The sequence below is a fragment of the Leucogemmata humicola genome (assembly GCF_055379415.1).
In genome coordinates this window covers 2,836,580-2,848,760 of the sequence record NZ_AP040875.1, presented here as the reverse complement: position 1 = coordinate 2,848,760, position 12,181 = coordinate 2,836,580, and the positions used below count along the sequence as shown (strand labels likewise).

Genomic DNA, 12,181 nt, shown 5'->3' with positions numbered 1-12,181 from the left:
TGTCCGGCCATTCTTCACTCACCGAGTCAGCCGAGCGTCATCAAAACAGTGTGGCAGCTATCTGTTCGCCATCACGCTTGCTGGCGACGCCCAGCCTCCGCGATCGCTTTGAGCATTCCCTCGAACATCAGGGCGTGCACGGGATAGAGGGCATACCAATACAGCAATCCGAAAAGGCCGACTGGGTCGAAGGTGGCCGTCTGCCGGAGAACCACGGGTCCGTTCCCTGTTACTTCGAACTGCAGCCACGCGCGCCCCGGCAGCCGCATTTCGGCGTGTAGGCGCAGCAGCCGATTCGGCTCTATGGCTTCGACGCGCCAAAAATCGAGCGAGTCGCCCGGATGGAGCTGTTCGGGATGCCGGCGTCCGCGTCGGAGGCCGACACCGCCGGCAATGAGATCGGCCAGGCCGCGGACCCGCCAAAGCGCATTCGCGTAGTACCAGCCGGTCGTTCCGCCAATCCGCGCGACCGGAGCAAACGCCTCCGCTGCGCTGACGTCGAGCTGCATCGCGCGTGAATCGACGCGACGAACGCCAAACCGGACGCCGTGCCAACTTCTCGCCGGCGCGCCCGACGACAGCGGATCCGACCAATGCGTCTCAGCGAACTCGCGGTCCTCGTTGGCCAGCGCGCGCCGAATGGCGTCGCGGAATCCCCTCGGCTTGATCTGCGGAAAGAGAGCGCGCGAACGGTTGCCAGTTACGACGGTGTCGTTTCGCACGCTCTCGAGAAGGCGGCGACCAACTCTCGCATGCAGCGGCGTAACGAGTGCGAGCCACAACCCGGAAAGGTGTGGACTCAGTAGCGGTACACGAATCATCACGCGATGCAAACCTCTTTGCGCCGCGTACTCGCGGAGCAGATCGAGATACGACGCGCGGTCGGCACCGCCGATCTCCACCGACTCGCTCGCATGAATCGGAGCATCGACCGCGGCAACGAGATATGCGATCACATCTTCGATTGCGATCGGTTGCGCTTTGCTGTGGACCCATCGTGGCGCGACCATCACCGGCAATCGTTCAACGAGCGCACGAATCATCTCGAACGACAGACTTCCCGAGCCGAGAATGATCGACGCGCGAAATTCGAGTGTCTCGACGCGACTATCGCGCAGAATCTTGCCGACGGCCTGACGAGTCGCGAGATGAGGAGATAGTTGCGGCGCGTCTCCTAGACCGCCTAGGTAAACGATGCGTCGAACACCGGCTCGCTCCGCCGCGCGGGCGAAGTTCTCCGCGGCTTCTGTTTCCTCGCGCCACAGGTCGCCGCCGGAGCCCAGGGCGTGCACGAGGTAGAACGCGGTGTCGACGCCGATCAGCGCGGACGCGACGGATGCTGGCTCCAAGAGATCGCCCGCGACGATCTCGACGTTGGGCGAGAGTCGCTTGACAGCTTGCTCCGGCCGGCGAACGAGGCACCGCACCCGGTAGCCACGCGACAGCAGTGGCGGCACGAGGCGCCCACCGACGTACCCGGTCGCGCCCGTCACGAGCACCAAACGACTCATCGCCTCACAACGCAAAGGGGCGCGACTCTCGTCGCGCCCCTTGTGCTCGTACCTAGGCGTGCCGGACTAGAGCGTCGCTCCGTGACACTTCTTGAACTTCTTCCCCGATCCGCAGGGGCACGGGTCGTTCCGTCCGACTGTCGACCAATCGATGTTCGCCGGTGGGTTCGCCGCGTTGCTGATAGAACGCGTCCGCCCTGCCCCGACGATCACCGGATCCTTCTTCGCCGTTACCGCCTGCTCCTGTGGCTGCTCCGACGGTCCGATGTCTACTGCGGTGTCGATCGGTTCGGGCGTACGCGTCAGGTCCTCTGACGGAACGTCTTCGAGGATGCCGAGGGCGTTGTACCGCTTCTTCGGCGTCTCGAGTCGAACCGGCTCGGGCGCGGCTGGTTGTTCGAACACCAACTGCACCTTGAGGAAACGCTCACTGAAGGTGTTGTAGATGTCGTTCATGAGGTCCACGAACATCGTGTACGCTTCCTGCTTGTACTCGATGAGCGGATCCTTTTGTCCCCACGACCGATAGTGAATCGCGTTGCGCAGCTGATCGAGATCGTAGAGGTGATCCTTCCACTTCTCGTCCAGCACATTCAACATCACGAGCGACAGCAGGCGATCGCCGTAGGGCGTGCCCATCTCATCGCGTACCGTGTCTAGGTTCTCGAGCTTCGTCCAGAACGCCTTCTTCGCCGCTTCGACAGCAACGCTGCGGGCGGCATCCTCTTCGGTCGGGCGATGGTCGGCGTTGTCGAATTCAGGAACCTGCAGCAAGTAGTGCATGAGCAGGTCCTGCCGCAGCAGATCGAAATCCCACTGCGCCGCTTCTTCGTACTCGGCCAGCGACGTCTCGATGCGGTGCGTGATCGCCTTGTCGATCATCTTCAACGCTTCGCCCTTGAGCTCCTCGCCGCCCTCGAGTGCGAAGCTGCGCAGCGAATAGATCACTTCGCGCTGCTGGTTCATCACGTCGTCGTAATCGAGCAGACGCTTACGAGCCTGGAAGTTCTGCAACTCGACGCGCTTTTGTGCTTGCTCGATCGAGCGCGTGATGAGCGGATGCGTGAGCATCTCGCCTTCCACCGCGCCGAGTCGATCCATCAGCTTGGCAATGCGCTCGGAGCCGAACAGGCGCATCAAGTCGTCTTCGAGCGACAGGAAGAACTGCGACGCACCTGGATCACCCTGACGACCAGATCGGCCGCGCAACTGTCGATCGATACGGCGCGACTCGTGGCGTTCGGAGCCGAGGATGTGCAGTCCGCCGATCTCCATGACGTTGATTTCTTTGCCGTCCGGATCTTTGACCTTCGACGCTTTGGGATCCACGACGCCGCCACCGAGTTTGATGTCGGTTCCGCGGCCGGCCATGTTCGTTGCGATCGTGACCGCGCCCGGCTGACCAGCGCCCGCGACAATTTCTGCTTCGCGCTGGTGATACTTGGCGTTGAGCACGTTGTGCTGAATGCCGGCGCGACTGAACATCTTCGCCAGCGTCTCCGACGCATCCACGCTCGTCGTACCGATCAAGACCGGGAAGCCGAGGTCGTGCAAGCGCCGCGTCTCGTCGACGATGGCGTTGTACTTCTCACGGCGCGTCTTGTACACGAGATCGTGGCGATCCTCGCGAACCATTGCACGGTTCGTGGGAATGACCGCGACTTCGAGTTTATAGATCTGGAAAAACTCGCTCTCTTCCGTTTCGGCCGTACCGGTCATGCCGGCCAGCTTGTCGTACATGCGGAAGTAATTCTGAATCGTGATCGTGGCCATGGTCTGCGTTTCGCCCTTGACGCGAACGCCTTCCTTGGCTTCGACTGCCTGGTGCAAACCTTCGGACCAACGGCGGCCTGGCATCGTACGACCAGTGAACTCGTCGACGATCAGGACTTCGCCCTCCTGCACGACGTAGTTCACGTCGCGGTCATACAGCGCATGCGCGCGCAGGAGTTGGTGCACGATGTTCAACCGCTCGGCCTTGGACGCGTACTCGATCTCGAGTTGGCGACGCGCCTCGATCTTGGCTTCGGGCGGCATGTCGTGATCGCGATCGATCCGAATCACTTCCTGTGACAGATCTGGCATCACGAACGCTTCGGGCTCGTTGGGCGACATGAACTCCACGCCCTGATCCGTGAGGTGCACCGAGTGCCCCTTCTCGTCGAGCACGAAGAGCAAATCTTCTTCGATGTCGCGATACGTCTGCTTTGCGGCGGGCAGACGACGATCAGCGATGTGATCGAGTTCCATCTTTTGCACGAGCTGCTTGTTGCCCGGCTCCTGCAGCACCTTCATCAGACGACGATTCTTCGGGCTTCCAAGCTGCGCCTTGTACAGACTGAGCGCGGCTCCGGCCGTATCGCTCTTTTCGAGCTGTCGTTCGGCTTCGCCAACGAGAGTGTTGACCATCTCGGTCTGGCGACGAACCAGACGTCCCACGGCCGCGTTGTGCTCGAAGTACATGCCGTCATTCTCGTTCCCAACGGGACCCGAGATGATGAGCGGAGTACGCGCCTCGTCGATGAGCACCGAGTCCACTTCGTCGACGATCGCATACGAGTGCGGGCGCTGCACGCGTTGGTCGAGTGACACGACCATGTTGTCGCGCAGGTAGTCGAAGCCAAACTCGTTGTTCGTGCCGTACGTGATGTCGGCGAAGTACACCGCGCGACGTTCGTGCGAACCCGGCTCGGTGTCGTCGAGACAACCAACGGTGAGGCCGAGGTAGTTGTAGAGGTGCCCCATCCACTGCGAGTCGCGGCGAGCGAGGTACGAGTTCACCGTGACGAGGTGAGCGCCCTTGCCGGCGAGCGAATTCAAATAGAGCGGCAAGGTTGCAACGAGCGTCTTGCCTTCGCCCGTCGCCATTTCCGCGATCTTGCCGAAGTGCAGTTGAATGCCGCCCATGAGCTGCACGTCGTAGTGCACCATCTCCCACGGGAGCTCGCGGCCAGTGACCATCGCCGTCGTTCCCACGAGGCGGCGCGCGCCTTCGCGGACGGTAGCAAAGGCTTCAGGCAGGATCTCATCGAGAACGTCGGCGATCTCCTGGCGCAGCGCGGTTTCCGCGCCACCGCGACCGTCGGCGCCGGTCAGTTCCGCGTCGATGCGATCGCGTTCCGCCGGATCACTCGCCGTGCGCTTCTGCTCCTTGAGCGTTGCTACTCGCTCTTCGAGCTCCGCGGTACGCTGCCGAATGATCTCGCGAAATTTCGCCGTCTGACCGCGAAGCTCCTCTTCGGAGACCGTCTGCAGCCGGGCGTACTGCTCGTTGATCTCGTCGACGATCGGCTGGATTTTCTTCCGTTCGCGCTCGTGGCGCGTTCCGATCACGGCGTTGATGACTCGCTTGAACATGCAATCCCCTATCGGTACAGCTGCTCCGCCGCAATGAATTCGGCGACGGCATCAGGAACGAATCCTCGAATCGATTTGCCTTCGCGAACCCGGGCTCGAATCTCGGTAGACGAGATGTCGACGCGACGGGTGGACAACCACTTCGGGGTGCCTGGCATCGAACCGGTTTCGGGTGCGTCTCCGGCCCGTTGAAGTACTACGACAGTCGCAAGCTCGACGATTCGTCCGGGTTCACGCCACTTGTCGAACGACCGAACCGCGTCCGCCCCTACCAGCCAAAACAGCTCGGCTTGCGGCCAACGACCGGCCAGATCTGCCAATGTGTCAACCGTGTAAGATAACCCGCCCCGGTCTATTTCGATTGCGCTTACGTCGAAACGCTCATCGCCCCCGACGAGTAATTCCACCATCCTGAGCCGGTGAGCCGCGGCCGCCGCGGCCTTGCCAACCTTGAGGGGTTGGACGGCGGCCGGAATGAAGATCAGGCGGTCGAGCCCCAGCGCGTCGAACGCGTCGCCGGCGGCGAGGAGGTGCCCGTTATGGGGGGGATCGAAGCTCCCCCCGAGGAGCCCGATCCTCAAGCTCAGCGCCCTGGAGGCGGCTTGCTCGCGGCTGGCGGAATCGAGTCCGGCTTCGCGGCTACGACAGCGACGCCTGAGCAGACATCCCGCACTTCCGGGTCATTCGGATACCGCTCGCGAATTTGCGCGCAGAGTTCGGCAGCGTCATCGCGATAGCGAACCGCCTTGTACGACTCGACGAGTCGGAGCGATGCGTCGTGTGCCGTTGGCGAGGTTGCGTACTTCGTGAGCACGTCTTTGAAATAGATCATGCCGCAGTCGAAGCACTTCTTTCGGAAGTAGAACATGCCGGCGTCGTAGTCCTTCATCGCCAGCCAGTTCTCGAGCTCGGCAATCTCCTTTTGCGCCACCGGAATCAGCGGCGATGTCGGATAGAGACCGATGAGCGTGTTGTACGACGCGATTGCCGTTTCACCGTACGTCGGATCGAGCTGGGGCTTTCTCCACAGCCGGCGATACGCACGCGATGACTCGAGTGCGGCATCATCCGCGAGCGAGTCTTCTGGAAACGACTCTACGAGTCGGCTGAAGCTCTGCGCGGCGAGCAAATGCTCGCCCAGTCGCTCGTGCGACGACGCCAAATACCAGTACGACCTCGGCAGCAGCGAATCGCGCGCCGACAGGTCGGTGGTCAGTTTCTCGAAGCCGCTGACCGCGTTGTCCCAGCGCTTGTGCTGGAACTCGTTGAACGACGCCGAATACAAGGCCTCGTTCGTGGTCAGGTTCTTTAGTTGAAATTCCGGCCGGCACGCCACGACACCCAACAACAGCAGTGCCGCGACGAGTCTCCAGGAGTATTGGTGCATATCGGGGGGTTCTACCCGCTACTGTGGCAATCGGTTCGAGCGATCGGGAAAGATAACCAACCTCTCTCCCCCGGCCCACTTGCGAGGTTTAGGCCGGAACGACTGGTCGAGGATGCTCTCGAACGAACTGCCCAATGTAGTCCATCACGTCCACAGTAGGGCTCCAGCCAAGCTCGTCGCGCGCCTTGCTGAGATCGTTCTCGGATTCCTCGCGACCGGCATACCCGTCGACCAGCTCGATAGGTCCACCAAATGCCTCGGCAACTTCGAGAACCGAGTGGCTAGCCGAGACGCCAAGGGCGTATCCGTCGCCATGACCCTTCTCGCCAGCGAGGATTAGCCCGCGCGCCAGGTCCTTCACATAGGTGAACGCCCGCCGCTGATGCCCGGGGCGGACCACGGTCAGGCTTTCGCCCGCCAGGTACCGCCGGGCGAACTTGGCGATGAGCGTGGCGTACTTGCCGTCGCCTCGCTCTCGCGGCCCGAACCCGTTGTAGAAGTAGCAGATCGCGTACGGCAGGTCGTACCAGCGGCCGTAGTCGTTGATCAGATCGACGTTCCCGGCCTTGGTGAACGAGTACGGATTCTGATGCCGGCCATCGCCCTCGATCGCGAACTTGGTGCTCGACGCAGCGTACACGAGCTTCCCCACCCGGCGCACCCGGCAGAACTCGGCCACGGCAAACGTCCCGACGGTGTTCATGTCGAACACGAGGCGGACGTCCTCGAACGACGGCGCAATCCGCGCGTACTCGCCAAGGTGGTAGATGATATCGGGCGTCTCCGGAACGAGTGCCTCAATATCCTTGGTGTGCCCACGACGGTATTCGACACCGGCGACGTGATTGTCGACGCTGCCGTTGAAGTAGTTGTCGAGCGAAATGACCCGATTGCCCGGATCAGCCGCGAGCATCTCGACGACGTGCGAGCCGACGTGACCCGCACCGCCCGTAACGAGAATCGTGGCCATGGTCAGGCGGGAGAGACCGCGGGGCGCCCCATCGACGCATACGCAAAGCCCAGCGCACGCATCTTGTCAATCGAATAAAGATTCCGACCATCGATCACCACCGGGCGGCGCAGCGATGCCTTGATGCGGCCGAAGTCCGGATGCCGGTACTCGTTCCAGTCGGTCACCACGACCAGTGCGTCGGCGCCTGCGAGCGCGTCGTAGCTCGACGATGCGAACTCCACGCTCGCTCCGAGACGGCGCTTGCCCTCTTCCATCGCCACCGGATCATGCACGACGACGGACACTCCCGACGCGAGCAATTCCTCGATCAGCGTGAGCGCCGGCGCCTCGCGGATGTCGTCCGTGTTCGGCTTGAAGGCGAGCCCCCAGACCGCAACGCGCGCGCCGGTGAGATCGGCGCCGAGCATTTCGCGAAGCTTGGCGAATAGCCGGCGCTTCTGATCGTCGTTCACGGCTTCGACGGCTTCAAGGATCCGGAGACACGACGAATGCGAACGCGCCGTACGCGCGAGCGCCTTCACGTCCTTGGGGAAGCACGAGCCGCCGTACCCCGGACCCGGAAACAGGAACGCCGGTCCAATGCGCTCGTCGGATCCGATTCCGCGACGCACCATGTCGACGTTCGCTCCAACCAGCTCACAGAGGTTGGCAACGTCGTTCATGAAGCTGATACGCGTCGCGAGCATGGCGTTCGCCGCGTACTTCGTCATCTCCGCCGACGCGACGTCCATGAAAATGATCGGCTTGCCCGTGCGCACGAACGGCGCATACAGCTCGGCCATCACACTTCTCGCATGGTCGGTCTCGGCGCCGAGCACGACGCGGTCGGGCTTCATGAAGTCGTCGACCGCCGCGCCTTCTTTCAAGAACTCTGGATTGCTGACGACGTGGAACGGAAAGCGCGCGTGTTGCCCGACGGCTGCGGCGACCTTGGTCGCCGTTCCCACCGGCACCGTCGACTTCGTGACGATGACCAGTTCGCGCGCCATGCTCTTGCCCACCAACTCCGCCACGGCGAGGACGTGCCGCAGGTCCGCGGAGCCATCTTCATCCGGCGGCGTACCGACGGCGATGAACACGACGTCGCTCGCAGCAACGGCGGCGGTGACGTCGGTGGTGAATTTCAAGCGTCCGGCGCTCTGATTCCGCTCGACGAGCCGATCGAGGCCTGGCTCGTAAATCGGAAGAACGTTCTTCAGCAGGCCGTCGATCTTCCCGGCGTCGACATCAGCTCCAACGACCTGGTTGCCGGTCTCCGCGAGACACGCGCCGACCACCAGGCCAACGTACCCGGTACCAACGATGCAAATATTCACAGCCGTCCGGGCTTAGACGGCAGCGCCCATCGCATCCCGCGACGTCGCAGCGAGGGTCACGACACGCGCCTTGGTACGAACCAGGCCGGTCATGATGTTGCGGCTATCGACGACCAGTGACGCATGGTCCATCACCATTTGATAATCGACCGAGCGATGGTCCGTCACGACGACAACGGCATCCGTGTCCGACAACGTGGCTGCGTTCAGCGGAACGCCGGTGCGAACATGTCCATCTTCACGAATCGTCGGGATGTACGGATCGTGGAACGTGACCTGCGCGCCGTTCTCCTCGAGCAGCCGGATGACGTCGAGCGCGGGGCTCTCACGAACGTCGTCGATATCGCGCTTGTACGCGACGCCGAGGACCATGATGTTGCTGCCGTTCACCGGCTTTCGCTCGGCGTTGAGTGCCTGTGCCACCTTGTCGACGACGAAGTGCGGCATCTGGCTGTTGATCTCGCTCGCGAGATCGATGAAGCGCGTCTTGTAGTTCAACGTGCGCATCTTCCACGCGAGGTAGTGCGGATCGAGCGGAATGCAGTGACCGCCGATGCCAGGGCCCGGCGTGAACTTCATGAAGCCGAACGGCTTCGTCGCGGCAGCGTCGATGACTTCCCACACGTCGACACCGAGCTTGTCGCACACGATCGCCATTTCGTTCACCATGGCGATGTTCACCGAGCGGAACGTGTTCTCGAGCAGCTTGACCAGTTCCGCCGCCTCGGGCGACGTGACCGGCACGGTGATGTCGATGCACGTGTCGTACAGCGCGGTCGCGAGTTCAGTACACGCCGGCGTGATTCCGCCGACGACCTTTGGCGTATTCTTGGTGTGATACACCGGGTTACCCGGGTCAACGCGTTCGGGGCTGAATGCCACGAACACATCCTCACCAACGACCAGGCCGCGCTCGGTCAGCGCCGGCAGCAACACTTCGCGAGTCGTGCCCGGATACGTCGTGCTCTCGAGCACGACGAGCAGTCCGGGGTGCGCCTGACGCGTCGCCGTCGCTGCCGCCGAGATGACGTAGCTCATGTCCGGGTCGCGTGTCTTGGACAGCGGCGTCGGCACAGCGATCGAAATCGCGTCGCACTCCGCCAACCGATTCTCGTCGGTCGTTGCTTCGAATGCGCCGCTGCGAACGAGTGCCGCAACCTCCGACGCGGGAACGTCCTGAATGTGCGATTCACCCGCCATCAACAGCGAGCAGACACGCTCACTCACGTCGTATCCGATCACGTGGAAGCCCGCCTTGGCAAATTCGACAGCCAGCGGAAGGCCCACATAGCCAAGACCGATGACGCCAATGACACCTGATCGGTCCTGGAGGCGCTGCAGCAATCGTTGTTTCATAAAATCATCAATACCCGTAGAATGCCCGCACGTTTTCGATCACCTCGTCGAGCTGAGTCTGCGTCAGCTCCGGGTAGATCGGCAAAGACAGCACTTCAGCCGCGGCTCGTTCGGACTCCGGACAGCTTCCCTTCTTGTAGCCGAGATACGCGAAGCAGGGCTGCAGGTGCAGTGGAAGCGGATAGTAGATCGCCGAGCCAATGCCCCGCTCCTTCAGATACGCCTGCAGTTCGTCGCGTCGCTCGGTCCTGATCGTGTACTGATTAAAGATCGACTCGTTGGACGAATCGATGAATGGTGTGGTCAAACCAGATACGTCTGCGAACGCCTTGGTGTAGTACGCGGCGTTCGACCGGCGCTTGGCGCTCCATCCGGCCAGGTGGGGCAGCTTGGCCGAAAGCACCGCGGCCTGGAGCGCGTCCAACCGGCTATTGAAGCCAACTTCGTCGTGGAAATACATCTTGGAACCGCCATGCATCCGAAGACGCTTCAGCCTTGCGGCCAGCGCCTCGTCCTGTGTGACCATCATCCCACCGTCTCCGTAACCACCCAAGTTCTTGGACGGGAAGAAGCTGAAGGTGCCGATGGTGGCCATTTCGCCGGCCATGCGCCACTCACCGTCGACCGACCGGCGGGCGCCAATGGTCTGCGCGGCATCCTCGATGACCGGAAGGCCGGGCAGCGCCTTCATCACGTCTTCGATGGGAGCCATTTGGCCGAACAGGTCGACCGGGATGCAGGCCTTGGACTTGGAGTTCCGCGCGGCAGCCGCCGCTTCGGGCAGGATATTGAACGTCTTCGGATCGATGTCCACGAAGACCGGCTTGGCGCCGACGTTGTGGATCGTTCCCGCAGTGGCGAAGAAGGTGAACGGGGTCGTGATGACCTCGTCGCCCTGACCGCAATCCACGGCCCGCATGGCCAGAAGCAGAGCATCGGTGCCGTTCGCGCAGCCCACGGCGTACTTGGTGTGCGACAGCTTGGCGACGGCGACTTCGAGCTCCTCGACGGCTGCGCCGAGGATGAACAGCTGAGAGTCCACCACCTTCATCATCGCAGCAACGACTTCATCGCGGATCGTCGCGTGCTGCGCGCGGAGATCCAGCAAGGAGACCGGCATTGTAGGGTCGGAAAAATGTGATCGCGCTCATGGTGTGGCGCGGCGGGGCACTCGAGGCTGCCCCGATGCCTTCAAAGCTCACTGGATCCGGCTACTCGGTCAATTTAGCCGACGTTTTTTAGCGGGATTGGTACCTCACAGCCCGTTTTGGCCGACTCGTAGATCCCTAGGATCAGCTCGAGCGACTTCCGCCCGGCCCGGCCATCCGTCTCCGGTTTTGCCTGCCCCCGCAGTACGGCGAGCACGTTTCGGTAGTACCCCTCGTGCCCGAACCCATACACGTTCGGCGGCGTTGTGTTCGCGGAGTCGATGAGCTTGTCGTCGTCATCATACTCGGCAAAGGTCCAGTGCTCGACCTTGTTCACGGCCGTCCCGCCGATCTTCACCGAGCCCTTTTCACCGAGGATCGTGATCGAGCCCTCGAGGTTTCTCGGATAGGTCAAAACGTTGACCTCGATCACGCCGAGAGCGCCGGATCGGAATTTCAGAATGCCAATTCCCGAGTCCTCCGCTTCGATGCGTCGCGCCTGAGTCGCAGTCTTGGCCAGCACGCTCTCGACCGGGCCTACGAGCCACTGCACCAAATCGACGTAGTGCGACGCCTGGTTCATGATCGCACCGCCGTCGAACTCCCACGTGCCGCGCCACGGCTCGGCGTCGTAATACTCCTGGGGACGCTGCCAGCGCACGGTGACGTTGGCCATGTAGATGCGCCCGAAGCGTCCCTTGTCGACCGCGCGCTTCAACAGCTGAATCGGCGGATTGAGTCTGTTCTGTTTGACGACAAACAGTTGCACTCCGGCCTGATCGCACGCGCGCACGAGTTCATCGGCTTGCCGCAGCGAGATCGCCATCGGCTTTTCGGTGACGACGTGCTTCTTGGCGGCCGCCGCAGCAGCGCCCTGCTGCGCGTGCAGTCCCGACGGCGTGCAGATCGTCACGACGTCGCAATCGCTCTGGCGCAGCATTTCCTCGTAGGACACATACGACGGAACGCCGAGCGCTTCACCCGCGGCGCGCGCGCGCTCCGCGTCGATGTCGCACACGGCGGACAGCGACAGTCCCTCGACCCGCTGAATGGAGTCGAAATGATTCTTGCTGATGCGGCCACAGCCGACCAGTGCGATGCGAAACGAACGATCGTTCATGAAAGACTCGGAG

9 protein-coding genes are annotated in these 12,181 nt (G+C 62.3%); all 9 read right to left on the bottom strand.

What is annotated here, in order from left to right:
- Nucleotides 1-71: 71 nt before the first annotated feature.
- Nucleotides 72-1,511: an SDR family oxidoreductase gene (locus tag AC6H4Z_RS11810; protein WP_497546954.1), complete on the bottom strand. Its 1,440-nt coding sequence runs from the start codon at nt 1,509-1,511 to the stop codon at nt 72-74.
- A 66-nt stretch (nt 1,512-1,577) separates the two neighbouring features.
- Entirely contained in the window at nt 1,578-4,868 is a 3,291-nt protein-coding gene (gene secA, locus AC6H4Z_RS11805) for a preprotein translocase subunit SecA (protein WP_497546953.1), read from the bottom strand.
- 8 nt (nt 4,869-4,876) lie between these two features.
- A complete protein-coding gene (gene nadD, locus AC6H4Z_RS11800; protein ID WP_497546952.1) occupies nt 4,877-5,449 on the bottom strand; it encodes a nicotinate-nucleotide adenylyltransferase in 573 nt (190 codons plus the stop codon).
- Between the two features lie 2 nt (nt 5,450-5,451).
- A complete protein-coding gene (locus AC6H4Z_RS11795; RefSeq protein WP_497546951.1) occupies nt 5,452-6,255 on the bottom strand; it encodes an outer membrane protein assembly factor BamD in 804 nt (267 codons plus the stop codon).
- Between the two features lie 88 nt (nt 6,256-6,343).
- Entirely contained in the window at nt 6,344-7,225 is an 882-nt protein-coding gene (locus tag AC6H4Z_RS11790; RefSeq protein ID WP_497546950.1) for an NAD-dependent epimerase/dehydratase family protein, read from the bottom strand.
- 2 nt (nt 7,226-7,227) lie between these two features.
- Nucleotides 7,228-8,544: a UDP-glucose dehydrogenase family protein gene (locus AC6H4Z_RS11785; protein WP_497546949.1), complete on the bottom strand. Its 1,317-nt coding sequence runs from the start codon at nt 8,542-8,544 to the stop codon at nt 7,228-7,230.
- Between the two features lie 12 nt (nt 8,545-8,556).
- A complete protein-coding gene (locus tag AC6H4Z_RS11780; RefSeq protein WP_497546948.1) occupies nt 8,557-9,900 on the bottom strand; it encodes a nucleotide sugar dehydrogenase in 1,344 nt (447 codons plus the stop codon).
- Between the two features lie 7 nt (nt 9,901-9,907).
- Complete coding sequence (locus tag AC6H4Z_RS11775; RefSeq protein WP_497546947.1) at nt 9,908-11,020, bottom strand: DegT/DnrJ/EryC1/StrS family aminotransferase; 1,113 nt, start codon at nt 11,018-11,020, stop codon at nt 9,908-9,910.
- Between the two features lie 104 nt (nt 11,021-11,124).
- Nucleotides 11,125-12,168, bottom strand: coding sequence for a Gfo/Idh/MocA family protein (locus AC6H4Z_RS11770; protein WP_497546946.1), 1,044 nt, complete (start codon nt 12,166-12,168; stop codon nt 11,125-11,127).
- Between the last annotated feature and the right edge of the window lie 13 nt (nt 12,169-12,181).